This window comes from Ruegeria sp. YTSC192 (genome assembly GCF_059609705.1).
The window spans coordinates 13,298-37,732 of the sequence record NZ_JBXWMG010000013.1 but is presented as its reverse complement, the minus strand read 5'-3'; the positions used below and the strand labels follow the sequence as shown (position 1 = coordinate 37,732).

The following is a 24,435-nucleotide window of genomic DNA, read 5'->3' as shown; positions in this document are numbered from 1 at the left end:
GGGCGCAGGCAAAAAACGCACTTAGAAACGACAAACCCCCGGGCGATGCCTCGGGGGTCGTCAAATAGTGTCATCCAAAGCTGGACGAGCGGGGTTCTGGATTTCGCGCAGCTTGGCCCGAAAACCGGTTCCCACTTTTCGGGCTGCGCTTAGAGCAAACCTTCGCGCTGTGCTTTCTTACGTGCCAGTTTACGGGCACGGCGGATCGCTTCAGCTTTCTCGCGCGCTTTTTTCTCGGACGGTTTCTCGAAATGTTGCTTCAGCTTCATTTCACGGAACACGCCTTCGCGCTGCAGCTTTTTCTTCAGGGCACGAAGCGCCTGATCGACGTTATTGTCGCGAACACTAACCTGCATGTGGTTGTCACCACCTTTCTAGATAGAGTTGCAAGGAAATTGCAGGAGTTGGCCGTATAGCAAAGCCGCTCTATCTTGTCTAGTACTGTGCCCAAGCACCGGAGAACCGCCATGACCGTCACTTATGAAGACACCAAACAACAGCTGTTGGACGCGATATTGATGCATGTTCCGTTCGATGGCTGGTCCGAGGCCAGTTTTCGCGCGGCCGTTGTAGATTGCGATCTGGATGACGGTCTGGCCCGTGCGATCTGCCCGCGCGGCGCGGTCGATCTGGCGCTGGCCTATCACGCGCGGGGCGATCAGGTCATGCTGGACAGGATCAAGTCCACTGACATGAGCGAGCTGAAGTTCCGCGAAAAGGTTGCTGCTGCCGTGCGGTTCCGGCTTGAGGCGGTCGAGGACAAGGAACTGGTGCGCCGGGGTATGACCCTGTTTTCACTACCCAGCCACGCAGCAGACGGGGCCAAGGCCGTTTGGGGCACTTGCGATCTGATTTGGGACGCGCTGGGTGATACGTCTGATGATGTGAACTGGTACACCAAGCGCGCCACCCTGTCGGGGGTCTATTCATCGACGCTGCTGTTCTGGCTGGGGGATGATTCGCCGGATCACCAGAACAGTTGGGCGTTTCTGGACCGCCGGATCGAAAACGTGATGCAGTTCGAAAAGCTCAAAGCGCAGGTGAACGGCAACCCGCTGTTCAAGCCCTTGCTGGCCGTTCCCAATTGGTTTGCAGCTCAGGTGAAACCTCCGATGAAGATGCGGGCTGATTTGCCGGGGATGCTGAACCCGCGCAAGTAAGCATCTGGGCCTTTGCTTTTTGGCCTGCTAGGCATTGGGCAAAGGAGATTTGCCCATGACTTCGCCCGAGACCCAGACAATGCGTGCCATCGAAATCACCGAACCCGGCGGCCCTGATGTCCTGCAACTGACCGAACGACCGATGCCCGAACCGGCGGCCGGTCAGGTCGTGTTGAAAGTGGCCTATGCTGGCGTGAACCGACCGGATGCACTGCAGCGCGCGGGGGCCTATGATCCGCCTCCCGGTGCAAGCGATCTGCCGGGGCTTGAGGCGTCGGGCGAAGTGGTTGCCCTTGGCGCGGGTGTTGAGGGGCTCTCGATCGGTGACAAAGTCTGCGCGCTGCTTCCGGGCGGCGGATATGCTGAATATGTCGCCACGCCCGCGGCGCATTGCCTGCCCGTCCCCGATGGCATGGACATGAAACAGGCCGCCTGCCTGCCCGAGACCTTTTTCACCGTATGGTCGAATGTCTTCACACGCGGAGGTCTGAAAGCGGGTGAGCGGTTCCTTGTCCATGGTGGCTCCAGCGGTATCGGGACGACGGCGATTCAACTGGCGAACGCGTTTGGCGCGCGCGTCTTTGCGACGGCGGGCTCGGCTGAGAAATGCGAGGCCTGCGTGAACTTGGGGGCCGAAAAAGCGATCAACTACCGGGATGAGGATTTTGTCGGGGTCATGCGGGCCGAAGGGGGCGCGAACCTGATCCTCGATATGGTTGGTGGCGACTATATCCCGCGCAACGTGAAAGCGCTGGCCGAGGATGGACGTCTTGTCCAGATTGCCTTTTTGCAAGGTCCCGTGGCCGAGCTGAACTTTGCCCTGATGATGGTAAAACGCCTGACGCTGACCGGCAGCACCCTGCGGCCGCAAAGCGATCTGGCCAAGGCAAAGATCGCTCAGGACCTGCACGAGGCCGTCTGGCCGCTGCTCTCTGCAGGCAAGGTCGCGCCGGTGATGCACAGCGAATTCCCTCTGGCCGAGGCTGCGGCGGCGCACGCGCTCATGGAAAGCTCGCAGCATATTGGCAAGATCGTCCTGAACGTTGCGGGCTAAACGCCCTTTTGGGTCACGCAACGGCGCGCCGGTATAGGTGCCATGTTGCGTGGCCCAAGACGGGCATTACGATGATCAGCCCCAGCATCATCGGGATCGCGCCCAGCACCAGCAGGGTCGCGACGATAAATCCCCAACCCATGATGACACCCGGATTGTGGCGCAGCACCCGAACGGATGTCACAACGGCCACGGGCAGCCCTACCTTGCGATCCAGCAGAAGCGGGAAGCTGACTACGCTGACTGCCAGCGCAATCAGCGCGAAAAAGAACCCCGCAGCGGTACCGAAGATGACCATTATCCACCCCGCACCGGTTGTCAGAACCTCGGTCGCAAATGCGCCCAGCGAGGCGGGCGGTTCGGGGCCGAGCGTCTGCGCATAGACGCTTTGCGCGACCATCAGCCAGACAAGTAGCAGCAGGACCAGATAGAACCCAAGCGCCAGGATGGACCCGAAGGAGGGCGATCGGAATACGCCGAACGCGTCCAGCCAATGGACCTCTCCGCCTTGTTCGCGCTTGCGGCTGATTTCATAAAGACCAACGGCTGCGATTGGGCCGATCAGGGCAAAGCCTGCGATAAGGGGGGCCAGCAACGGCACCATATCCATGTTCATTGCAAAGCCCACCATCAACAGCCCGGAGATGGGGTAGATCAGCACGATAAAGATCGCATCCGCGCGGGTTTCCAGAAAGTCGGCGTATCCGGCCCTCAGGCAGTATTTCAGATCATTGAATGTGAGTGTCTGCACCATGGGCAGGTGGCGCACGTCCGAACTGCCCAAGCGCGAGACGCTTTCCGAGACGTGATCGCTGGTTGCTCCAAGGCTTTGGGCCGCCCAGCTGATCGGATTACCGATAGTTTTTGCCATTTTGTTCCCTTCCTTGGCGAGTGGTGCGCCGCAGAATGGATCCGGCTGAGGGTTGCCCGTGGCCGGATCAGCCGGCAACGCCTGCGTTCAGTATAGCACAGTTCTGGAGATTCCCGAATTGCCGCCACCGCATCGCCCGGATTGTCTTGCCGCGCAGGCGTGTTAGCTTGGGCTCATAGCGTTTCGGGTTAATCCTGAGACACGAATACCCTGCCACGCTTTCAGCGTTCTCGGGACATTCGTGTCACGTGATGTTTCAGGTAAAACCCGAAACGCTTTAGGCAAGAGGAGGTCAGAATGCAGCAAACTGCGCGTACAATCGTCATTGAGGAATTCGGCGGGCCTGAGGTCCTGCAGATCAAGGACCAGCCTTTGGGCGAACCCGGTCCCGGTGAGGTTCGCATTCGCCATGAGGCGTGTGGCTTGAATTTCATTGATGTCTATCAACGAACGGGCCTCTATCCTCTTGAATTGCCGCATGCGTTGGGCATGGAGGCTGCGGGCGTGATCGAGGCTGTCGGCGAAGGCGTGACGCATTTGCAGCCGGGCCAACGCGCAGCCTATGCCAGCGCCCCGTCCGGCGCCTATTGCGAGGCGCGGGTGATGCCCGCGGCGCAGGTATGCCCGCTGCCGGATGGCATCCCCTCGGAAATTGCCGCCGGGATGATGTTAAAAGGTCTGACGGTCGAATACCTGTTCCATCGCACCACCCCTTTGAAACGCGGCGACACGGTTCTGTTTCACGCCGCTGCAGGCGGTGTCGGGCTGATCGCCTGCCAATGGGCGAAATCCGAGGGCATCAAGCTGATCGGAACCGCGGGAACGGATGAGAAATGCAGCCTGGCGCAATTCAACGGCGCGGCCCATTGCATCAACTACCGGACCGAGAACTTCGCCGAACGCGTGGCCGAACTGACCGGCGGCAAAGGTGTCGATGTGGTCATGGATTCCGTTGGGGCCGATACGTTTGACGGCTCATTGGACTGCCTGAAGCCTTTGGGGATGATGATATCCTTCGGCAATGCATCCGGGCCGGTGCCGCCGGTGAATATCGGCATTCTCGGGCAGAAAGGCTCGCTCAAGATCACCCGGCCGACGCTGTTCACGCATATTGCTGATCACGCGGTCTGTCAGGCGATGGCGCGGCGGTTGTTTGGCAAGGTGCGGGGCGGAGAGGTCAAGATCCATATCGACCAGCGCTTCCCTCTCGATCAGATTGCCGAGGCGCACCGCGTGCTAGAGGCGCGGCAAACCACCGGCAGCACAATTCTGGACCTATGAACGCGAAGACCCGGCGCAGGACGCCGGGTCTATCCTAGAAAAAAACAGAAAGATCAGAAGCGGTAGGCCGCCCGGATCTGCAGGGTTGTAGCATCAACATCCACACTGGACGAGTTGAAGTTGTCAAACTCGTGATACAGCAGCTCGCCTGCGAGGCTGACATTTGGGGCGATGATCTGTTCATAGCCTGCGCCGATGAACCAGCCGTTGTCGCTACCCAGATTGTCGGTGCCCGCATCCGCATAGCCGCCAACACCGTAAAGAAGACCCTGAGGGTTCACCTTGTAGCCCGCGCGCGCTTTGATGCGCCAGACATCCTCGACCGTTGCGGGGCCGAGGTCGACATTGGTCCAGTCATAGTCAAAGCCGCCGCCTACGACCCAGTCGCCCAAGTCATAGTCGTATCCAAGGATGATACCACCAATTGCAGCATCGCCATCAATACCAGAAACATTGGTATCCACGTCGATATAGCCCAACTGGAGGCCGCCATAGAACCCTGTCCAGTTGCCCGAGGATTGGGCCGTGGCGGCCCCAGCTGCAAGGGTAGAAGCCGCTGTCACAAGTGCCAATCTGCCTATCATGTCTTGATCCTTTCACTCCAAATAATCGCGCGCCAATCTGTGGGGTTGGCTGCGCATATGCATACTCAAATACGGCCCTGCCTTAGGACCGGATCATCGTTTGTGGCATATTCCGTACTAGGTCTTGGATCGTTCAGGCCGTTTGGCCCGGTGTTCGCCCGTTAAATCCGGGCTTGTCTCAATAAGATAGTTAGTGTTTTCAAAGCTTCAAATAAAATGCGGCGGCAGATCACTCTGCCGCCGACGCGTGCTGTCAATTTCAGCGGATTATTGCTGCAGTTCAGCCGGGCTTTTTTCTGCGATGGTTTCCCAGTTGGTGCTGGCTTGTTCGATGAAGCCAGGGATGTCGCCTTCCCAACGTTCCTGAATGTCCTGCGACAGGTTCAGGTACAGTTTGTTGTCAACGATTTTCCAGTGGTTCGGGTCACCGTCGAACTTGAAGCCCATGGCCGCACCGAAGGCGCAGTAGCCGCCATATGCGGGCAGGTAGGCCTCGGGGTTGGCTTCAAATGCCACTTTGTTTTCTTCCGACGAGAAGCGGTACAGCGCTTCATTGTGCAGAGCGGTAATGCGGTAGTCGCCTTTGGTCGCTTCGCCAGCAGAGAAATAAGCAACCGGGTCGTAACCTTGCATCGCCAGACCGGTCGAGCTTGCGTTGAGTTCAACACCAGCCGCCAGGGTCGAAGTGGCCAGAGCAACAGACAGGGCAACGCCGCTGATAAGGGATTTAAACGTGTTCATAGCTTCACCTTTCGTGAAAGGGCCTTGCGACCTCGCCTGAATTGCGATTTGCGGACCCGAGAGTTTGTCTAGTGAGACCGGTAATTGGCCGCCACGGAATGCAGATGGGAGGTGACATGATCACGTTCAAAACAATGAATTGTGATTGTGCTGAGGCGCAGAGGTGCTGTGCAAATATGCGGAATATCAGTCAGATATCCGGGATCAGCGCCAACACGAAATCAACCACCTTGCGGGCGGGCATTTCACAGGGGCGCAGCAATGCGCCGCTGTTCCGCGTCTGATAGAGGTTCAGGCTGATGTAATCCGTCCCGCCCAGTTCATGCGCGACCAGTTTGTGAGATTTACCCCCGGCCAGAACCTGCCGCGACACGACATAGCGTCTGGCGTCCGCCCGGCCAGTGAAGGTACCGGTGGGCAGTGCGAAAAATGCTGTCAGAAAGTCGTCTGTGACGGTCACGATTTCCCGATTTTCGGCTCGGTCCGGGATTTGATGCGCGCCACGTTGTCCTTGTGGCGCCAATAGATCAGGAAGGTCAGGGCAATTCCGAGGATGAATGTCGTGCCGTCCGTCAGAGTAATGATCCAGGTGGTCGACAAGGCGGCAGCGGCCAGCGCTCCGGCCGAGGACATCCGCCAGATCGCGACGGAGACCAGCCAGGTCAGACAGCAAGCGACGCCGACGCGCCAGTCCAGCGCCAGCCAAAGGCCGATGAAGGTTGCAACGCCCTTACCGCCCTTGAAGGCAAGCCAAACAGGCAGGCAGTGGCCGAGAAAGGCCATCAGGGCGGCAATCTGCGCGGCGTCCTCACCTGCGTAGGCGCGCGCCAAAAGGACCGCCAGCGCCCCTTTGCCGCCATCCAGCAGCAGGGTCAGTGCGGCGGCGGGTTTGCTGCCGGTGCGCAGAACATTTGTTGCGCCGATATTGCCCGATCCGATCTGCCGCAGATTGCCCAACCCCATGACGCGCGCGATGATCAGGCCAAAAGGGACCGAGCCGATCAGGTATCCCAAGGCCGCCCACAGGGCGAGTACGTTCATTGAGCTGTCGAACTCGGGCATCAGGTTCTCCGGTATACGTCTTTGCCGGCCACATAGGTTGCAAGGACCTTACCCTGCATACGCTGGCCGTCAAATGGTGTGTTCTGCGATTTCGATTTCAGGGCAAACCGGTCCAGCACAAAAGGCACATCCGGGTCGAACAGGACCAGATCCGCAGGCGCGCCCTGCGCCAGACGACCGCTTTCCAGCCCCAACCGCTTCGCCGGGTTCAGCGCCATGGCCCGGAACAGGGTCGGCAGGTCCAGTTGCCCCGCATGATAGAGGCGCAGGGCGGCGGGCAGGAAGGTTTCCAGAGCAACCGCGCCCGAGGCCGCCTCTTCAAACGGCAGGCGTTTGCTTTCTTCGTCCTGCGGCGTGTGCATCGAACTGATGATGTCGATCAGGCCAGTGCGCACCGCTTCGATCACGGCCTGCCGGTCGTCCTCGGACCGCAGGGGCGGTTTGACTTTGAAGAAAGTGCGATAGTCGGCCACGTCCAGCTCATTCAGGGTCAGATGGTGGATCGAGGTCCCGGCCGAGATGTCCAGTCCGTTGCGTTTGGCACGCTCTAGCGCAGGCAGGGCGCGGGAGGTGGTGATCTGGTCGGCGTGATAGGCGGCTCCGGTCATTTCCAGCAGGGCGATGTCGCGGTCCAGCCCCATCCGTTCCGCCATGGGTGAAACGGCGGGCAACCCGCGCAAAGCAGCAAACTTGCCGCTGGTGGCGGCGGCCCCGTGGCTCAGCCCCGGTTCCTGAGGGTGCGCGATGACCAGCGCGCCGCAGGATTTGGCGTAGGTCAGCGCGCGCGAAAACACCTTGGTGTTGGTAATGACGTGATCGCAATCGGTGAAGGCGACCGCGCCCGCGTCCTGCAGAAATCCGATCTCGGTCATCTCGCGTGCCTCACGCCCCTTGGTGAGGGCGGCCATGGGCAGAACGTTGACCGGCGTATCGGCCTGCGCGCGACGGGTGACAAATTCAAGACTTTCCGGTGTGTCGATGGCGGGTGTTGTATCGGGGCGTGTGACCATGGTGGTCACCCCACCCGCCGCAGCCGCCAGCCCGGCGGATTTGTAGCTTTCCTTGTGCCGCTCACCCGGTTCGCAAACCTTGACGCCGATATCGACGATACCGGGGGCCAGGCAATTTCCGTCGCAGTCGATGGCCTCCCCTTCGATGGCCGGGGCGTCCCCATCCCCAAGCGCCACAATGCGCCCGTTCTCGGCGTGTAGCCAGCCCAGACTATCCGTGCCGGTTTCCGGGTTGATCAAGCGGGCATTGGTGAAAACGACAGAAGTCATGCTGAGGCCTCTCGGGCTTGGTTCAAAGCCGCCAAAGCGGCATCGGGGTCGGACAGGTATTCGAAGACAAGAAACAGGCGGCGTGAAAACACCACGTTCTGACCGCTGCGATGGTAGTTCAAAGCGTGGTCGATAGGGACGTGTTTGGGCTTGAAGATCTTGCTGATCCACCATGCGTTGCGGGTGGTCACCACATAGATCCGACACGTGCGCAACAGGTGGTCGTACCACATGATGAATGCAACGAAACCCGTGCACCCGATCAGTTCCCAATAGTCGCGCAGCGTATCGGCGAACCACGGGCTGGCCAGCCATGCCAGACCGAGGCTCAGGATCAGAAGCCGGTAGGCCCATCCTGCATGAGGCGGGAAATACCCCTGATCCGGTTGCCCGGTCCAAAGGACCTCTTCGCCCTCGGGGATATGGGTTCGCCACCACCGGCCGCTCATCCCGCGGCCCTTTCGATGGCGGCCTTGGTGGCAGCGGGGTTCGCCTGATATTTGATAAGGTGCTTGTCACCGCCCCGTGTCACAACCTGAACAAAGCTGCCCATTGTATTGACGGCTTCGATCTGGGTCAGCGCGACGACCCGAGGGCCGGGGCCAGTGAGGGTGGTGTCAGACAATTCCCACGTATTGTTCAGCTCTTCCGAGGCCAGATACCAGGCGCGAAACCCGATGGCGGCCAGCCCGGCTGGCGCGCCGGTCCAGACATAGGGGTTGCCGATCAACCACAGCACCAGCATCGCACCCGCCATCGCAATAGCGGCGAGGATCAGGTTGGTCTGGATATAGGCGCGTTTGTCCGGGGTGAAGGTTACAGGATCAGCCATAGGGCACCTCCGATAACGAGCAGGGCGATTATCGCCATCAGGGCCGATCCGACACGGCGAGGGGCATCATTGTCGGGGGGTGTCTGCGGGGCCGAGAAAGGCTTGGCGCTTTCTGTTTCAATCGCACCGCCGGTCCAGTTCGTGGCCTCTTCGGTGAACAGACCCAGCAAATGCAGGCGAGGATCGGGGTTCAGCTGTGCCGCGCGCCCACCAAAGGCCGCGCTGCGCACGACCATGACCCAGCCTTCGACGGCGTCCAGCATCGCGCGATCCAATTGGTCCTCGGACACCCCACCGCCCTCATGCAGATAGCCATAAAGCCCCAGGTCTTCGAGGTCGGAGACCGGGAAAATATCGATCTGATCGGGGTCCAGACCATCGACACCCAGAACCTGATTGGCCGCGCCGGGTTCGCGCAGGAACTTCGCTTCTTCCGGGCGCATGTCCAGTGCGAACAGGCGGATCACGCCGTGTTCATGGGGGGCGACGGTCAGTTCGCTCATGCGACCTCGCGCAGGTTGCGGGCCAGAAGCTCCATCGCGGCCATGCGGACGGCGACGCCCATTTCAACCTGTTCCTGAATGACGGATCGGTTGATGTCGTCGGCCAGCGTACCGTCGATCTCAACCCCGCGGTTCATCGGTCCGGGGTGCATGACGATGGCATCGGGCTTGGCCTGCGCCAGTTTGGCGATGTCCAGCCCGTAGCGGTGATAATATTCACGCTCTGAGGGGATGAAGCCGCCATCCATCCGCTCTTTCTGAAGGCGCAGCATCATGACCACGTCGACGTCTTTTAGGCCCTCGTTCATGTCGTCATAAATCTCGGCGCCGAACTCGGCAAATTGCGAGGGGACCAGAGTGGGCGGGCCGATCAGGCGGATGCGGTTCTCCATCTTGCCCAGCAGGATCAGGTTCGATCGCGCCACGCGGGAATGTGCAACGTCGCCGCAGATCGCGATGTTCAGGCGATGCAACCGGCCCTTGGCCCGGCGGATCGTCAGCGCGTCCAGCAAGGCCTGTGTCGGGTGTTCGTGCCGCCCGTCGCCTGCGTTCAGAACCGCGCAATTCACTTTTTGCGCCAGTAGATCCACGGCCCCGGAATGCGGATGCCGCACCACCAGCAGATCGGGATGCATCGCGTTCAGCGTCATGGCGGTGTCGATCAGCGTCTCGCCCTTTTTGATCGAGCTGGCCTGCATCGCCATATTCATCACGTCCGCGCCCAATCGCTTGCCCGCCAGTTCGAAACTGGCCTGCGTGCGGGTTGAGTTTTCGAAGAACATGTTGATCTGCGTCAGCCCCGACAGCACGTCCGAATGCTTGGTCGATTGCCGGTTCAGGTCGACGTATTTTTCGGCCAGATCCAGAATGGCGGTGATATCGGATTGCGACAGATGCTCGATGCCAAGAAGGTGACGATGGGCAAAACGCATGGCGGGCTCCTGTCTGACAATCGAGCCGCTTATAGAAAGCCGCGCGCGCAGAGGCAACCTAAAGCGTTTCGGGTTTTATCTGAATTACTCTGCGACACGAATGTGCCCCCGAACGCCGCAGGCGTGGCAGGGTATTCGTGTCTCAAGTTAAACGCGAAACGCTCTATGGTTCTGATCCTGAGGGCAGTTTTTCGCACCCGCCTTCGGGCAGGCATTGCTCGCCGGGTTTGCACCACTTGCCATAACCACAATCGATGGCCTTGATCGGAACGCACCCCTGATGTTCCGAGCATTTGAAGCCGGGGCGGCATTGCGATCCGGTTTCCTCGCACAAGAACCATCCGGGGCGCGAGCACCCGCCCCCCGGCAGGCACGACGACCCGCGCGCGCAGGTCAGGCCATCATCGCATATCTGCGGCGGGTCAAGGGCCTCGGGCAAGCTGGGGTTCAGGTCTGGTATGGTTTTTTCACATTGGCCACGCGCACTGCAAAAGCTGCCTGAGGGACAATCGAGGCTTGAGGTGCAGGCGTTTGCCCCAGCAGGCGCACATCGTGTGCCACCGGCGACGCAGCGCTCGAACGCGCCACAGCTGCGCCCGCCGCCGCAATAGGTTCCGCCCAAAGGGATGCAGTGACCATCAAAGCTGCACCTCTGCCCGCCCGAGCAGCACCGGCTGCCGCAGGCGAACTGACCCGCGCGGCATTGATCCGTCCCGCCAAGCAACTGGGCCGAGGCCGGTTCGGCACAAAGGGCAAACACCAGACCAACCAGAAGGAATCGCAGAAAAGACAGCATCACGCCCGCATGGTCGGTCTGTCCCGGTGCTTAGGCAAGGTCTATTCGCTTTCCCTCAGGCAAAAGCTGGTTAGATTGAGGGGCATGGAATCGGGCTTGGACTATCATACCGCAAAGGCGCTGCTGGAATGGCAGATCGAACTGGGCGCGACCGAGGCGATCGGGGACGCGCCGGTTGATCGCTATGCCTTGCCGGATACGACGCCCAAGGCGAAGAAGCCCGCAACGCCGCAAGCCGCGCCGGAAAAGCCCAAACAGGTTGATCCGGTGGCGATTGCCAAAGCTGCCGCCCAAGGCGCCGGATCCCTCGACCAGCTGCGCGCGGTGATGGAGGCGTTCGATCATTGTGAGTTGAAGCGCGGCGCGCGCCAGTTGGTCTTTGCCGATGGCACTCCGGGCGCGCGGGTGATGATCATTGGCGAGGCTCCGGGCCGGGATGAGGATCGCGAAGGCAAACCCTTTGTGGGTCGGGCCGGGCAACTATTGGACCGGATGTTGGCGGCGATTGATCTGGACCGGGCAAGGGATGTCTACATCACCAATGTTCTGCCCTGGCGTCCTCCGCAGAACCGTGACCCCAAACCAGAAGAGATCGGCATGCTGAAGCCGTTTCTGGAGCGTCACGTGGCGCTGGCCAAGCCCGAGGTGCTGGTGGTGATGGGCAATATCAGTTGTCAGGCGGTTTTGGGCAAACGCGGCATCACGCGCCTGCGCGGGAACTGGGATCAGGCGCTGGACCTGCCCGTCATCCCGATGTTCCACCCCGCCTACCTGCTGCGTCAGCCACTGATGAAACGGCAGGCCTGGGCGGATTTGCTCGACCTGAAGGCACGACTGGGGGCCGGGTGATGCGTATCCTGGCGTTCTCGGACCTGCACATGGCACGCAACCGGGCGGCTGATCTTGTGGCCGCCAGCGCCGATGCGGATTTGGTGGTTGGGGCCGGAGACTATTGCAACATGCGGCAGGGGCTGGATGAGGCGATGCAGATGCTCTCGGGTATTGCCGCACCGGTGGTTCTGGTCCCCGGCAATGCCGAAAGCGCGGCTGAATTGACGGACGCGGCCTCCGAGGGGGTCCATGTGCTGCACGGAACCGGGATGACGGTCGACGGGCTGCGCCTGTTTGGCTTGGGCTACGGCGTGCCGGTCACACCGTTTGGCGACTGGTCCTGCGACCTGAGCGAGGCCGAAGCAACTGAGATGCTGGACCGTTGCGATGGGGCGGATGTGCTGGTCGTTCACTCTCCGCCCAAAGGGTTTGGCGATACCACGTCACTGGGTATGTCCGTCGGATCGGTCGCCGTGCGCGATGCGGTGGAACGGCTTCAGCCGGAACTGGTCTTTTGTGGGCATATCCACGATAGCTGGGGCTATCGCGGTTCATTGGGTCGTTCAGAAATCGCCAATCTTGGCCCCAGGGCAAATTGGTTTGAGGTCGCGATATGATCGAAGCCGTTACCTTGCTGGCCTTTATCCCTGCCGCGATGGTGCTGAACTTCACACCCGGCGCGGATATGATGTTCTGCTTTGGTCAAGGCCTGAAATCCGGACCCCGACCTGCTCTGGTGGCAAGCGCTGGGATATCGCTGGGTCTGATGGTGCATGTCCTGCTGGCAGGGCTGGGCCTTGGGGCCTTGGTCAATTCGATGCCATGGCTGTTTGATGTCATCCGCTGGTTGGGTGTTGCTTATCTGCTGTACCTGGCCTGGAGCGCGATCCGCAACGGATCGGTCTCGACCGAAGGACCAGCAAGGCCAGCGCGCATGGCGTTTCGGGATGGGATGGTGGTGAATCTGACAAACCCCAAAGTCATCCTGTTCGTTCTGGCCTTTATCCCTCAGTTTGTTGATCCCGCTGCGGGCCAGATCCTTGGGCAATTTCTGATCTTTGGCGTGATCATCGCTTTGGGTGGTTTTGTCGTGAACGGATTGGTCGGCGTGTTCGCCGGAGGGGCCGGTCGGTTGCTGATCGGAAACCCGCGTGCCTCGCGCATCATGGGATGGGTGACAGGCGGGATTTTCTCCGCGCTCGCGCTGCGGCTTGCTATCATGGAAAGGGCCTGACACCTGATGTCACGTATCGACGAAACGATTGAGTTCATTCCCATCCGCATCGCGGTTCTGACCGTCTCGGATACGCGTTCGGTTGATGAGGATCGTTCGGGCCAGACATTGGTGGACCGCATCGAAAAGGCGGGGCACGTGGTTGCAGATCGCAAGATCATTCGGGACGAACGCGCCCAGATCGCCGATCAACTGCGCGCTTGGGTTGCGGATGACGGGATCGACGTGGTGATCTCGACCGGTGGCACCGGGCTGACCGGGCGGGACGTGACGGTCGAGGCGCATCGCGACGTCTATGAAAAAGAGATCGACGCCTTCGGGACCGTTTTCACCATCATCTCGATGGAAAAAATCGGAACCTCGGCTGTGCAGTCGCGCGCCACAGGCGGCGTGGCGGGCGGAACCTACCTGTTTGCACTTCCGGGCAGCCCCGGGGCGTGTAAGGACGCTTGGGACGGTATTCTCGAGAAACAGCTCGACTATCGCCACCGACCCTGCAATTTCGTGGAAATAATGCCCAGATTGGACGAACATCTGCGACGGAAGTAGACTGGTCGCACGTTCAACACCTTATAACCGCTTTGTGGCTTGGCATATTTCGTGCCTCCGCTACATTTTCCGCAGGGCAGCCCATTTGCAACCGGGATGAATAATAGATGCGTTTCTTAAGGCAGAGTCTGGTCGGTGTGTTTCTGGCGTCGCTGACGCTGGCCTTGCTGTTTGTCGCCATTCAGATCGTCACGGGGGCCGTGCAAGAGGTTCTGACCCGCGAGAATGAGCAACCCAAAGCGCGTGAGCGGGTCTTTGCGGTGACCGTTCGTCCGGCTGTTTTTGAGACCGTCACGCCCAACCTCGAAGCCTTCGGCGAGGTGCAAAGCCGTCGCCGTCTTGAGTTGCGCGCAGCGCTGGGCGGACGCGTGATCGCATTGGCGGATGATTTCGAGGATGGCGGCACTGTTACCACTGGTGAGGTTTTGGTCGAGCTTGATCCGGCGGATGCGCAATCGGCGCTGGATCGTGCCAAATCGGACGTTTTGGATGCCCAATTCGAAGAACGCGACGCCGAACGGTCATTGCTGCTGGCGCAGGATGAATTGAAATCGGCCGAGGCGCAGGCAGAGCTGCGCGAAAGGGCCCTGCAGCGCCAGCGCGATCTTGAATCTCGTGGCGTTGGGGCAACCGCCAGTGTGGAAGAGGCCGAATTGACTGCCGCTGCCGCTCAGCAATCGGTTCTGGCCCGCCGCATTGCGCTGGCGCAGGCAGAATCGCGGGTGGATCAGGCCACGACCCTGCTGGCCCGCGCGCGGATCGCGCAGGAAGCCGCCGAGCGTGACTTGCAGGACATGACCATCCGCGCCCGGTTCGGAGGCACTTTGACAGATGTCACACTGGTCGAAGGGCGTTTGGTTTCTGCAAATGAAAAGCTGGCCGAACTGGTGGACCCCAACGCGTTAGAGGTCGCTTTTCGCGTTTCAACCGCGCAATTTGTGCGCTTGTTGGACGAGGACGGAGAGCTGATCAGCGCCCCCGTCACCATCTCACTTGAGGTCACGGGAACTGACCTGACCGCGACGGGCCGGATCAGCCGCGACAGCGGCTCGGCGGGTGAGGGGCAGACCGGGCGGTTGATCTATGCGCGGCTCGAGGATGCATCGGGGTTCAAGCCCGGCGACTTCGTGACAGTGACGGTTCAGGAACAGCCCCTGGCGCAGGTCGTTCGCCTGCCCTCCTCGGTTCTGGGTGCTGCCGGAACGGTTCTGGTGCTGGGTGCGGATGATCGTCTTGAGGCCCTGCCTGTGCAGTTGATCCGCCGTCAGGGCGATGAGGTGCTGCTGCGCGGCGAAGGGCTGGAAGGGCGCGAGGTTGTGATAGGCCGCACGCCGCTACTGGGGTCCGGGGTTCGCGTGCGCCCCTTGCGTGCCGAGGCCAGCGCTGATCCCGATCTGGTTGAATTGACCGATGCGAAACGGGCTGAACTGATCACTCATGTCGAGGCCAGCGAGGATATGCCCGAGGCCGAGAAAACACGCATGCTCGGCCAGTTGGAGGAGGCGAAAGTTCCGGCCTCGCTGGTGCGTCGCATTGAAAACCGGGCCGGGGGCTAAGCGCCATGATGCGCGACATCCCTAGCGCCGCCGGTGGTATCCTGAGCTATTTCACCCGGCACAGAACCGTGGCCAATCTGCTATTACTGGTGATGCTGGTTTTGGGCGCGGCGGCCATTCCGAATATGCGGGCACAGTTCTTTCCGGATGTGGTTCTGGAACGGGTCGACGTGAATGTCGAATGGGAAGGCGCCGGCCCCGAAGATGTCGACAATGGTATCGTCCAACTTCTCGAACCTGAATTGCTGGCCGTTGAAGGTGTGGCAAGCACCACGGCGACCTCTCGCGAGGGCTCTGCCAGAATCCGGCTGGAGTTCGAGCCGAACTGGGACATGTCCCGCGCCGTGGAAGAGGTGCGCACCGCCGTCGACAGCGTCACCAGCCTGCCCGAAGATGCCGAAGAACCCACGATCCGAAGGGGGGCTTGGCGCGATCGGGTGACAGATGTAGTCGTCACCGGCCCGGTTGATCCGGACCAGCTGGCCAAGTTCACCGATGAACTGATCAACCGCCTGTTTGCCGCTGGCGTGACCCGCACCACAATCCGCGGTCTCGCCGCCCCGCGTGTGGTGGTCGAGGTGCCGACCGCGCAGCTGATTGCCAATGATGTGGCTTTGGCCGACATCGCCTCGGCCATTTCGGCTGAGGTCAATGCCAGCCCTGCGGGGGATGTAACAGGTGCCAATGCACGCATCCGGACCGGTGCGGAAAAGCGCACTCCGGAAGAGATCGAGACCATCGCTCTGCGGACATTTGCGGACGGATCGAAACTGTTTGTCGGCGACGTGGCGCAGATCAGTGTCGAAGGGGTCAATCGCAACCGCAGCTACTTTGTAGACGAACACCCGGCCATGTCGATTCGGGTGGACCGGTCCAATCTGGGGGATGCCATCGCGATCCAGCACACGGTCGAGGACGTGGTGACCGAGATGCAGGCCAGCCTGCCCGAAGGTGTCTCGGTCGAAATGATCCGTACCCGCGCGCAGGCCATCACCGATCGTCTGGATATTCTGATCGACAATGGGCTGGTTGGTCTTGGCCTTGTCGTGTGTCTACTGTTCCTGTTCCTGAACGCGCGCATTGCTTTCTGGGTTGCAGCGGGTATTCCGGTTGCGATGTCGGCGGCGATTGCGTTGATGTATATCGGTGGTCTGTCGCTGAACATGGTGTCTCTGTTCGGTCTGATTATCACGCTGGGGATCGTGGTGGATGACGCCATCGTCGTGGGTGAACACGCCGATTTCCGCGCCCGGCGTCTGGGCGAGCCGCCAATCGTGGCCGCTGAACGCGCCGCCCGCCGCATGGCCATGCCGGTTTTTGCTGCCACGATCACCACCGTGATCGCCTTTTTTGGCCTGACCCTCGTAGGTGGCCGTTTCGGAGAGTTGATCCGTGATATCCCCTTTACGGTGATCGCGGTGCTGGCGGCCTCACTCATCGAATGCTTCCTGATCCTACCCAACCATATGTCCCACGCCATTGCGCATTCGGCCAAGGAACACTGGTATGACCTGCCCAACCGGGTGGTGAACCGGGGCTTTCGTTGGGTGCGGGACACCCTGTTTCGCCCGCTTATCGGCTGGGTCATCTGGGCGCGCTATGTCGTGGTTGCACTGATGCTGGTGATCCTGGCGACCCAGGCCGCCCTGTTCATTCGCGGCGATGTGAAATGGCGGTTTTTCAACGCGCCCGAACGCGGCTCGGTCACCGGCAATTTCATCATGGCCGAAGGGGCAACCCGTTCTGATACTCTCGCCATGATGCGCGAATTGCAGCGCGCCACCGAAGAGCTGGGCCAGATCTACGAGGACCGCCACGGGCGCAATCCTCTGGAATATGTTCTGGCCGAGGTTGGCGGCAGTGCAGGGTTCGGCTTATCCGCCGCCGAGGGCAAGGATGACGACCTTCTGGGCGGTATCTCGATCGAGCTGATAGACGCCGACCTGCGCCCCTATTCCAGCTTCGAATTTGTGGGTGAGTTGCAGGATTTCGTCCCCCGCCATCCCAAGGTTGAGCTGCTGAGCTTTCGGGGTTGGCGCTCGGGTCCCGGTGGGGATGCGATTGACGTGCAGTTCTATGGCGCGGATGTAGACACGCTGAAAACCGCCTCCGAAGCGCTGCAGACCGAACTGTCGAAATACCCTGAGGTCTCGGCGCTTGAGGACAATCTGGCCTATGACAAAGAGGAATACATCCTCGACCTGACGGCGCAGGGTCAGGCGCTGGGCTTCCGCATCGAAACACTGGGTCGGGTGCTGCGCAATCGGTTGAACGGGATCGAGGCCGCGACCTTCCCCGATGGTCCCCGCAGCGCCGAGATCAGGGTGGAACTGCCCGAGGGCGAGCTGACCGCAGATTTCCTGGAGCGCACCCTTATGCGCACGCCCGACGGGGTCTATGTCCCGCTGGCAGACATCGTCTCGGTCGAGCGCAAATCAGGCTTCTCGACCGTCCGACGCGAGAACGGGTTGCGGGTGATATCGGTGAATGGCGACATCTCCGAGGATGATCCCGCCCGCGCCGCCGAAATCGGGGGCGCAATGAGCGAAGAGATTCTGCCGCGCATTGCGGGTGAATATCAGGTCGACTGGCGCATGGCAGGCCTGAGCGAACAAGAGGACGAGTTCCTATCTGAAGCGCGTACCGGCCTGATCCTGTGCCTGACCGGTATCTATCTTGTTCTGGCCTGGGTGTTCGCCAGCTGGTCGCGACCTCTGGTGGTGATGTCGATCATTCCGTTCGGATTGGTGGGCGCAATCTGGGGGCACTACATCTGGGACGTGCCGCTGAGTATGTTCACCGTTGTCGGCCTGTTGGGCATGACAGGTATAATCGTCAACGACTCGATAGTCCTTGTGACCACCATTGATGGCTACCAGCAGGAGAGGGGGTTGGTGCCCTCGATAATCGAAGGTACAGCCGACCGGTTGCGACCTGTGATGCTGACCACACTGACGACGGTGCTGGGGCTGACGCCGCTGCTCTATGAAGGCTCGCAACAGGCGCAGTTCCTCAAGCCAACGGTGATCACGCTGGTCTATGGGCTGGGCTTCGGGATGCTGCTGGTGCTGGTTTTGGTGCCCGCGCTGCTGGCGATCCTGAACGATTTCGCGCGCCCAATGACTGCGATGCGCCGGGCGATCTATGCGCGGGACCGCATGGTGCAGGCCGCGCTGGGCGCGACGGCTTTGGCGTTGCTGTTCTGGTTTGCTTTGACGCTGATCTGGCCGATGGTCTCAGGTGTGCCAGCGGCCCCTCTGGCCGGTCTCTACGGAGGCGCGGAGGCCCCCGAGATTCTGCGCATGGGGCTAGGGGCGTTTGTGGCTGGCGCCATCCCCATCGTGATCCTGAGCGTGCTGCTGTCCGGGATGTTCTATGCCCGGTTCAAGAACCGGGTCGGGGCCTAACCTGCCTTCAGCGCAAGCTGCAACAGGCTGGCCACGCGGTTGCTCATCGGCAGATCGCCTTTAAGAATCTGTTCGATCGGAAACCATTGCGCGTCCAGCGCGTCATCCCCGGCCAAAGGCGTGCCCGATTGGTACCGACAGGCCACCCCGACCAGCAGATAGTGCGACAGAACCTGCCCATTCGCATCCCGCCGCAGCAGGTCCAGATTGTCCAGATAGTGCAGCGGTTCAGCCGTGACCGATGTTTCCTCTAGCAATTCCCGTTCTGCGGCCTGAAGGACGGTTTCACCCCATTCCACATGGCCGCCGGGAAACCCCCACAGGCCTCGATCCGGTTCCTTGCTGCGTTGCACTAGCAGAACGTTTTCCTGATGCAGGACAACGGCCAGCGCACCGATCTTGGGGGATTGCGTCATAGGGTCAGCCTGCAGAGCATCCCTGAATGTCCACAGCGTGGTTGGCGCCCAGAACCGTGATCCGAATCTCGGACCGATCCAGCGCAAAGGGTGCGCCCGAGGCGCTGATCACCTCGGACCTTGCGATCAGTGTATCGCCCTGCCGTTGCGTTTCGGGCTGCGAGGCCCAAAGGACAGGGTTCCCCGGCTCGATCACCGCAACCTCTTGCCCTCCGGCCGAGGGCATGGTCACCCGCGCTTCGATCTGCATACCGTCTGAGGTCGGGCTCAGGTGGCAGCTGGCCTTAGCCACTCGGGCTTCGCGGGCCGAATAAGGACGCTGTGCCAAAGCAGCCGCAATTGCGGGATTGCGCCCGGCACCTGTGTCGACCTTGTGGTCGAAATCCAGACGCTGCGGGATGCAGACGTCTTTGCAGACCCCCAGATCCATCTCGCCGCGCAGGCGCACAGGTTTGGCGGGGTTCTTGGGCGTAATCTCAACCGGCAGCACAAGTTGATCCTCGTACCCGATGGATTTCAGGCCGTTCTGGTCAAAAATCTCGGGCGCGGGCCAGGTGATGCGTACGTCGCCCACATTTCCGGACCCGCTCCAATCGAATTGCGGCGGGATTCCTGCGTCGCCCGGCGCGCGCCAATAGGTCTTCCACCCCTCTTTCAGGGTCAGGCGCAGCGCGCCCAGATAGGCCCCATTGGCCGTGCGCCCTCCGTCCAGAACATCCAGTGCAACAACCCCATCCAAACCCTGCGCCGAGGCAGGTGCGGACAGGCCCAGACAAGCGATCAGAAGGGCAACCGAGGATTTCATACGAGTCATCATACCCCATTACATGCGCTGTGCGGCCCTGAAATCCAAGTCACGTTCGGGTCACCCATGTGAAATCTGCTGAAATCAGCTTTGCTCCCTTGCCAATACCAGTGCCTCAGGGTCATTGTTGAAGGGTAACGAGCAAGAGAAACCTCGCATGGATCTGACCGGAAAACTGTTGATTGCGATGCCGGGAATGGGCGATCCGCGCTTTGATCACTCGGTCGTGTATATCTGCAGCTACGGCGACGATGGCGCGATGGGATTGATCATCAACAAACCCTCTGATCTGCGGTTCAAAACCCTGCTGGGGCAGCTCAACATCCCGTGCCGCATTCCCATCATAGGCGAGCGTCTGGTGCATTTCGGAGGCCCGGTCGAGATGTCGCGGGGCTTTGTTCTGCATAGCTCCGACTATGACGCCAACCTGCACTCGATGCAGATTACGGATGACTTCAGCATGACGGCCACGCTGGACGTGTTGGAGGATATGGCCGCAGGGCGTGGCCCGCTGAATGCGATGTTGACGCTGGGCTATTCCGGCTGGGGTCCCGGTCAACTGGAGGATGAGATCGCGATGAATGGCTGGCTGACAGCGGATGCATCGTCGGAATTGGTGTTCGATGTGCCCGATGACGACAAATGGGAAAAGGCCTTGGCGACGCTGGGTGTTGACCCGCTGACCCTATCGGCCAGCGCGGGGCGCGCCTAGTTAACTGTCGCGCGGCGCGGCGGCGCGGCGCAGACGGTCATTGATCGCAGCCCCCAGCCCATGATCGGGGATCGGAGAGACGGCGATCGGACGCCCTGTTTCATTCAAACTGTGCAGCGCGGCGAACAGATTGGCTGCTGCCTCGGTCAGGTTGCTTGTTTCAGACAGGTTCATGTCACAGGCGACCGGGCCGAATCCCAGCAAAACCTCGTCCCCCTGCACGGTTGCGGCATTCAGCCGGACCGGAGCATCCGGCGCGTAGTGCGATTGCAGCTGCCCCGGCGCGGTCAGTATATCCCCCGCTTTGTGCAGATGAAGGCGGGTGTTCAGGGCGGTCTCGATCTGTTCCAACGCAACACCACCTGGGCGCAGCAGGCTGGGCTCTCCGGCCAGTCCGACGATGGTGGATTCCAACCCGACACCACAGGGGCCGTCATCCAGAACGGCGGCGATCCGACCGCCCAAGCCCGCATGCACATGGGCCGCTGTCGTGGGGCTGATCTGACCCGAGGGATTGGCCGAGGGTGCCGCAACCGGCCCGTCAACCGCCGCCAGCAAAGCGCGCGCCGTCGGATGCGCAGGAACGCGCACCGCCAGAGTATCCAACCCTGCTGTGACCAGCGACGACACCCCGTGCCCGGGTTTGAGCGGCAGAACCAACGTCAAAGGGCCGGGCCAGAACGCATTCGCCAATTGCTCGGCCTGATCCGACCATTGCACAAATCGCTGTGCGGCCTCGACCGAGGCGACATGCGCGATCAGCGGATTGAAACTGGGTCGCCCCTTGGCCTCGTAAATCCCTGCGACGGCCTCACCGTCTCTGGCATCTCCTCCCAGGCCATAGACCGTCTCGGTCGGGAAGGCGACCAGAAGGCCCTGACGCAAAAGATCAGCCGCGCGGGCGATGCCGTTGGGGTCGGCTGTCAGCTCAAGGGTGGTGGGGATCATATCTGGTGACGCCGCGTTTTGGTTGCTTGCAACATGGGGAAGAGTAGGTAATCCCAATACGCAAAGATGCATACCGGCGCTGGTCGCAGATTCCAAGTGCGGCCGTGCCGACAGACCGCAAGGGAAGCCATGCCATACCGCGCCCCAGTTTCTGACTATGAATTCCTGTTCCGCCATGTGGTGGGTCTTGATCAGATCACGGCCACCGAGAGATTCGCTGATGCGACCCCCGATGTGGTCAGCGCGATCCTGACGGAAGCGGGAAAAATGTGCGAAGAGGTTCTTGCCCCGCTGCAACGCCCCGGTGATCTTGAACCGGCGCGTCTTGAAAATGGCGTCATTCGCACCTCACCCGGATATTCTGAGGGTTGGAAAGCCATCGCCGAAGGCGGCTGGATCGGGATGAGCGGTAGCCCCGACTATGGCGGCATGGGTCTGCCCATGGCCGTCACTTCGGCGGTCAATGAGATGATGGGAGCGGCCTGCCTGTCACTGCAGGTGGCCCCTTTGATGTCACAGGGACAGATCGAAGCGCTTGAGGCGCATGCCAGTGACGCGCTCAAGGCTCTGTACCTGCCCAAGCTGATGTCTGGCGCTTATTCAGGCACGATGAACCTGACCGAGCCGCAGGCTGGATCGGATGTAGGTGCCTTGACGACGCGGGCAGAACCCAATGGGGATGGCACCTATGCGGTCACCGGGCAGAAGATCTATATCTCGTGGGGCGACAATGATTTCTGCGAGAATATCTGCCATCTGGTTCTGGCCCGCCTGCCTGACGCGGTGCCGGGCACCAAGGGGATTTCGCTGTTTCTGGTGCCGAAATACCTGCCCGACGCACAGGGCAACCCCGGCGCGGCTAATGACCTGAGCGTCGTGTCACTGGAACACAAGTTGGGCCTCCATGGCTCTCCGACCTGTGTGATGCAGTATGACGGGGCCACGGGCTGGCTGGTCGGGCAGGAGCATGGCGGTATGGCGGCCATGTTCACCATGATGAACAACGCACGTCTGGGTGTTGGAGGTCAGGGCATCGGTGCGGCCGAGGGTGCGTATCAGCACGCGCTGGCCTACGCGATGGAGCGGAAACAGGGCAAGACGCCCTCGGGTACCATTATCGACCATGCGGATGTGCGCCGGATGCTGACCGAAATGCGGGCAGATGTGTTTGCGGCGCGGGCGATCATGCTGGCGAATGCTGCAGCGATTGATATGGCGCACGCGACCGGAGATGCCGACTGGGCCGCGCGGGCTGCTCTGCTGACCCCGATTGGCAAGGCCTTTGGCACACAAACCGGGATGCGCGTCGCCGAGACCGGTGTACAGGTTCATGGCGGCATGGGCTTCGTCGAAGAAACAGGGGCGGCGCAGTACTATCGCGATGTCCGCGTGACCGCGATCTATGAGGGCACCAACGGCATTCAGGCAATGGATCTGGTCGCCCGCAAGATGATGGACGGCGGAGACGCAGCCGCCAGCCTGCTGGATGAGATCGAAGATCACGCCGAACAGGCCCGTTCCAGCATGCCCGATCTCGCCGGTCCGGTCTGGGAGGCCACGGAATCCCTGCGCGAAGCGACCGAATGGATGGTGGCGCAGGACAATATGAATGCGCGCTTTGCCGGTGCGGCGGCTTATCTGCGCGCCTTTGCGCGGGTTTTGGGTGGGCACTACCATCTGGCCGCAGCCCTTGCCGACCCGGACGGCCCACGGGCGCGACTGGCGCGCTACTACATCAACGCCTTGCTGCCCGAATATCTCGGTCTGCTGGCGCAGGCGCAGAGCGGGGCGGATGACCTCTTTGCCCTCAGCGCCGAGGATCTGGGCGCGTGATGGACGGTATAGAGCCGTCGGGCATCAGATACCCCTGGCCCGATCCGCCCGCCCCCGGTGAAGCCATCGAGATAGCCGAGGGCGTCTTGTGGATGCGCCTGCCCCTGCCGATGGCGCTGGACCATGTGAATATCTATGCGTTGGATGACGGTGACGGGTGGACGGTGATTGATACCGGGATGTCATCGAATAAAACCCGCCGCATCTGGGCTGAGCTGATGTCGGGCCCTCTGGCTGGAAAACCCATTCGGCGCGCTGTTGTCACCCATCACCACCCCGACCACGTGGGCAATGCCGGCTGGTTTCAAACCGAACATGGGGTCGAACTGGTGACCAGCCGCACCGCATGGCTGTTTTCGCGCATGCTGACGCTGGATGTGCAGGAAAACTGGCCGCAGGAGACGCTGGATTTCTATCAAAGCGCCGGGATGGACCCTGCCTTTCTGGAAAAGCGCAAGGCCGATCGTCCGTTCAACTTTGCTGATACGGTCTATCCCATGCCGCTTGGCTTCACGCGGGTCAAACAGGGTGACGTGATCCGCATCGGTGGACGCGACTGGGACGTGCATATGGGCAATGGTCACGCGCCCGAACATGTAACACTCTGGAGCCGCGACGATCATCTGGTGCTGAGTGGCGATCAAATCCTCAGCTCGATCAGCCCCAATCTGGGGGTCTATGCGACCGAACCCATGGCCGATCCGGTCTCGGACTGGATCGAAGCCTGCGAGCGTCTGCAAAAGCTAGCCCGCCCGGACCATCTGGTTCTGGGAGGCCACAAGCTGCCCTTCACCGGTCTGCCGCTGCGCATGCGGCAACTGATCGAGAACCACCACGGCGCGCTGGATCGTCTGCTGGCCGATTTGGACCAACCCAAAGCCGCCGCCGAGTGCTTTGCCCCGCTATTCAAACGCACCATTCGCGAAGGCGAATACGGGCTGGCGCTGGTCGAAGCGGTTGCACATATGAACCATCTTCATCACAGTGGAACCGTGATCCGGACGCGACGCGCGGACGGGGCGTGGACGTTTCAGCGTAAAGGGTGATG

Annotated in this window: 28 protein-coding genes; 12 read left to right on the top strand and 16 right to left on the bottom strand. The window is 61.0% G+C overall.

What is annotated here, in order from left to right; translation table 11 throughout:
- Window positions 1-149: 149 nt before the first annotated feature.
- Window positions 150-356 (bottom strand): 30S ribosomal protein S21, encoded by a 207-nt coding sequence (gene rpsU, locus AC2FD8_RS17070; RefSeq protein ID WP_005614280.1) that lies wholly within the window; start codon window positions 354-356, stop codon window positions 150-152.
- 111 nt (window positions 357-467) lie between these two features.
- Here rpsU and AC2FD8_RS17065 point away from each other — a divergent pair, with 111 nt between their 5' ends.
- Together AC2FD8_RS17065 and AC2FD8_RS17060 are read left to right on the top strand one after the other, a co-directional pair.
- Window positions 468-1,160, top strand: a complete 693-nt coding sequence (locus AC2FD8_RS17065; protein ID WP_496858100.1) for a COQ9 family protein — start codon at window positions 468-470, stop codon at window positions 1,158-1,160.
- Between the two features lie 55 nt (window positions 1,161-1,215).
- Window positions 1,216-2,214, top strand: a complete 999-nt coding sequence (locus tag AC2FD8_RS17060) for an NAD(P)H-quinone oxidoreductase (protein ID WP_496858098.1) — start codon at window positions 1,216-1,218, stop codon at window positions 2,212-2,214.
- A 13-nt stretch (window positions 2,215-2,227) separates the two neighbouring features.
- Here the strand turns inward: AC2FD8_RS17060 and AC2FD8_RS17055 are convergent, their stop codons facing one another.
- On the bottom strand, window positions 2,228-3,085 hold the full coding sequence (locus AC2FD8_RS17055) for a DUF2189 domain-containing protein (RefSeq protein WP_496858096.1): 858 nt from the start codon (window positions 3,083-3,085) through the stop codon (window positions 2,228-2,230).
- A gap of 297 nt (window positions 3,086-3,382) precedes the next feature.
- On the opposite strand from AC2FD8_RS17055, the gene AC2FD8_RS17050 reads away from it, so the two are divergent.
- Window positions 3,383-4,366, top strand: a complete 984-nt coding sequence (locus AC2FD8_RS17050; protein ID WP_496858094.1) for a quinone oxidoreductase family protein — start codon at window positions 3,383-3,385, stop codon at window positions 4,364-4,366.
- Between the two features lie 53 nt (window positions 4,367-4,419).
- On the opposite strand, the gene AC2FD8_RS17045 is transcribed toward AC2FD8_RS17050, so the two are convergent.
- From AC2FD8_RS17045 to AC2FD8_RS16995, 11 genes are all read right to left on the bottom strand, one after another.
- Window positions 4,420-4,950 carry an outer membrane protein gene (locus AC2FD8_RS17045; RefSeq protein ID WP_496858092.1) on the bottom strand — a complete coding sequence of 177 codons (531 nt, stop codon included), beginning with the start codon at window positions 4,948-4,950 and terminating at the stop codon, window positions 4,420-4,422.
- A 267-nt stretch (window positions 4,951-5,217) separates the two neighbouring features.
- Window positions 5,218-5,691 (bottom strand): YHS domain-containing (seleno)protein, encoded by a 474-nt coding sequence (locus tag AC2FD8_RS17040; protein WP_496858090.1) that lies wholly within the window; start codon window positions 5,689-5,691, stop codon window positions 5,218-5,220.
- Between the two features lie 190 nt (window positions 5,692-5,881).
- Complete coding sequence (locus tag AC2FD8_RS17035; protein ID WP_496858088.1) at window positions 5,882-6,151, bottom strand: hypothetical protein; 270 nt, start codon at window positions 6,149-6,151, stop codon at window positions 5,882-5,884.
- Window positions 6,148-6,753 carry a glycerol-3-phosphate 1-O-acyltransferase PlsY gene (gene plsY / locus AC2FD8_RS17030; RefSeq protein ID WP_496858086.1) on the bottom strand — a complete coding sequence of 202 codons (606 nt, stop codon included), beginning with the start codon at window positions 6,751-6,753 and terminating at the stop codon, window positions 6,148-6,150. The genes AC2FD8_RS17035 and plsY overlap by 4 nt, the downstream gene beginning before the upstream one ends.
- Window positions 6,753-8,033 (bottom strand): dihydroorotase, encoded by a 1,281-nt coding sequence (gene pyrC, locus AC2FD8_RS17025; protein ID WP_496858085.1) that lies wholly within the window; start codon window positions 8,031-8,033, stop codon window positions 6,753-6,755. The genes plsY and pyrC overlap by 1 nt, the downstream gene beginning before the upstream one ends.
- Entirely contained in the window at window positions 8,030-8,482 is a 453-nt protein-coding gene (locus AC2FD8_RS17020; protein ID WP_496858083.1) for a hypothetical protein, read from the bottom strand. Before AC2FD8_RS17020 ends, pyrC begins: the two co-directional genes overlap by 4 nt.
- Window positions 8,479-8,865, bottom strand: a complete 387-nt coding sequence (locus tag AC2FD8_RS17015; protein ID WP_496858081.1) for a hypothetical protein — start codon at window positions 8,863-8,865, stop codon at window positions 8,479-8,481. Before AC2FD8_RS17015 ends, AC2FD8_RS17020 begins: the two co-directional genes overlap by 4 nt.
- Window positions 8,850-9,368: a hypothetical protein gene (locus tag AC2FD8_RS17010; protein ID WP_496858079.1), complete on the bottom strand. Its 519-nt coding sequence runs from the start codon at window positions 9,366-9,368 to the stop codon at window positions 8,850-8,852. The genes AC2FD8_RS17015 and AC2FD8_RS17010 overlap by 16 nt, the downstream gene beginning before the upstream one ends.
- On the bottom strand, window positions 9,365-10,300 hold the full coding sequence (locus tag AC2FD8_RS17005; protein ID WP_496858077.1) for an aspartate carbamoyltransferase catalytic subunit: 936 nt from the start codon (window positions 10,298-10,300) through the stop codon (window positions 9,365-9,367). Before AC2FD8_RS17005 ends, AC2FD8_RS17010 begins: the two co-directional genes overlap by 4 nt.
- Before the next feature lie 163 nt (window positions 10,301-10,463).
- Window positions 10,464-10,739 carry a hypothetical protein gene (locus AC2FD8_RS17000; RefSeq protein ID WP_496858076.1) on the bottom strand — a complete coding sequence of 92 codons (276 nt, stop codon included), beginning with the start codon at window positions 10,737-10,739 and terminating at the stop codon, window positions 10,464-10,466.
- An 8-nt stretch (window positions 10,740-10,747) separates the two neighbouring features.
- Window positions 10,748-10,939: a hypothetical protein gene (locus tag AC2FD8_RS16995; protein ID WP_496858075.1), complete on the bottom strand. Its 192-nt coding sequence runs from the start codon at window positions 10,937-10,939 to the stop codon at window positions 10,748-10,750.
- Between the two features lie 241 nt (window positions 10,940-11,180).
- Between AC2FD8_RS16995 and AC2FD8_RS16990 the strand changes: the two genes are divergently transcribed.
- The 6 genes from AC2FD8_RS16990 to AC2FD8_RS16965 all read left to right on the top strand — a co-directional run bounded on the left by AC2FD8_RS16990 (window position 11,181) and on the right by AC2FD8_RS16965 (window position 18,673).
- Complete coding sequence (locus AC2FD8_RS16990; protein WP_496858245.1) at window positions 11,181-11,945, top strand: uracil-DNA glycosylase; 765 nt, start codon at window positions 11,181-11,183, stop codon at window positions 11,943-11,945.
- Window positions 11,945-12,544: a metallophosphoesterase family protein gene (locus AC2FD8_RS16985; protein ID WP_496858074.1), complete on the top strand. Its 600-nt coding sequence runs from the start codon at window positions 11,945-11,947 to the stop codon at window positions 12,542-12,544. The genes AC2FD8_RS16990 and AC2FD8_RS16985 overlap by 1 nt, the downstream gene beginning before the upstream one ends.
- Window positions 12,541-13,161, top strand: a complete 621-nt coding sequence (locus AC2FD8_RS16980; protein WP_496858073.1) for a LysE family translocator — start codon at window positions 12,541-12,543, stop codon at window positions 13,159-13,161. The genes AC2FD8_RS16985 and AC2FD8_RS16980 overlap by 4 nt, the downstream gene beginning before the upstream one ends.
- Before the next feature lie 6 nt (window positions 13,162-13,167).
- Window positions 13,168-13,710: a molybdenum cofactor biosynthesis protein B gene (gene moaB / locus AC2FD8_RS16975; protein ID WP_496858072.1), complete on the top strand. Its 543-nt coding sequence runs from the start codon at window positions 13,168-13,170 to the stop codon at window positions 13,708-13,710.
- Between the two features lie 107 nt (window positions 13,711-13,817).
- Window positions 13,818-15,266 (top strand): efflux RND transporter periplasmic adaptor subunit, encoded by a 1,449-nt coding sequence (locus tag AC2FD8_RS16970; RefSeq protein ID WP_496858071.1) that lies wholly within the window; start codon window positions 13,818-13,820, stop codon window positions 15,264-15,266.
- A 5-nt stretch (window positions 15,267-15,271) separates the two neighbouring features.
- Window positions 15,272-18,673, top strand: a complete 3,402-nt coding sequence (locus AC2FD8_RS16965; protein ID WP_496858070.1) for an efflux RND transporter permease subunit — start codon at window positions 15,272-15,274, stop codon at window positions 18,671-18,673.
- Here AC2FD8_RS16965 and AC2FD8_RS16960 read toward each other — a convergent pair.
- Together AC2FD8_RS16960 and AC2FD8_RS16955 are read right to left on the bottom strand one after the other, a co-directional pair.
- Window positions 18,670-19,089 carry an NUDIX hydrolase gene (locus AC2FD8_RS16960; protein ID WP_496858069.1) on the bottom strand — a complete coding sequence of 140 codons (420 nt, stop codon included), beginning with the start codon at window positions 19,087-19,089 and terminating at the stop codon, window positions 18,670-18,672. The genes AC2FD8_RS16965 and AC2FD8_RS16960 overlap by 4 nt on opposite strands.
- A gap of 4 nt (window positions 19,090-19,093) precedes the next feature.
- Window positions 19,094-19,906, bottom strand: coding sequence for a protein-disulfide reductase DsbD domain-containing protein (locus AC2FD8_RS16955; RefSeq protein WP_496858068.1), 813 nt, complete (start codon window positions 19,904-19,906; stop codon window positions 19,094-19,096).
- A gap of 145 nt (window positions 19,907-20,051) precedes the next feature.
- On the opposite strand from AC2FD8_RS16955, the gene AC2FD8_RS16950 reads away from it, so the two are divergent.
- A complete protein-coding gene (locus AC2FD8_RS16950) occupies window positions 20,052-20,606 on the top strand; it encodes a YqgE/AlgH family protein (RefSeq protein ID WP_496858066.1) in 555 nt (184 codons plus the stop codon).
- Here AC2FD8_RS16950 and AC2FD8_RS16945 read toward each other — a convergent pair whose 3' ends face one another.
- Complete coding sequence (locus AC2FD8_RS16945; RefSeq protein ID WP_496858064.1) at window positions 20,607-21,554, bottom strand: L-threonylcarbamoyladenylate synthase; 948 nt, start codon at window positions 21,552-21,554, stop codon at window positions 20,607-20,609. It abuts the gene before it with no gap.
- Between the two features lie 129 nt (window positions 21,555-21,683).
- On the opposite strand from AC2FD8_RS16945, the gene AC2FD8_RS16940 reads away from it, so the two are divergent.
- A complete protein-coding gene (locus AC2FD8_RS16940) occupies window positions 21,684-23,387 on the top strand; it encodes an acyl-CoA dehydrogenase (protein WP_496858062.1) in 1,704 nt (567 codons plus the stop codon).
- The gene (locus tag AC2FD8_RS16935) at window positions 23,387-24,433 is read left to right on the top strand and encodes an MBL fold metallo-hydrolase (RefSeq protein WP_496858060.1); all 1,047 of its coding nucleotides are present in this window, start codon (window positions 23,387-23,389) and stop codon (window positions 24,431-24,433) included. The genes AC2FD8_RS16940 and AC2FD8_RS16935 overlap by 1 nt, the downstream gene beginning before the upstream one ends.
- The last annotated feature ends 2 nt before the right edge of the window (window positions 24,434-24,435 follow it).